Source organism: Flavobacterium sp. GNP008, assembly GCF_056428965.1.
On sequence record NZ_JBWJVL010000045.1, the window covers coordinates 1 to 254 of the forward strand.

At 36.2% G+C, this 254-nt stretch carries 1 protein-coding gene; it reads right to left on the reverse strand.

Going from position 1 to position 254, the window contains the following annotated elements:
* Positions 1–254: SurA N-terminal domain-containing protein (locus AC0608_RS13825; RefSeq protein WP_478289481.1), on the reverse strand; the 254-nt coding region annotated here is incomplete at both ends.

Sequence of the window (254 nt, forward strand, 5' to 3'; positions counted from 1 at the left end):
CATTACCGCTAGTTTGTAGATCTTCAATCTGTTTTTTGATTTCCTGCGTTTTGAAGTTTCCTTTCTCATCAAAATTATCTTTATTTTTAGCAAAAACTGGATCGAATTGTAGTTGGGTCCAAAACATATCATCGGTTAGATGAAGTCCCATTTTGTCAAACTGCTGTGCAATTAATTTAGACTGCACCATCATTTGCCAGGCTTGTTCTTCTAAACCTTTTTCTGGTTGTCCCTGTTGTTTTGCTTGGCTTTGT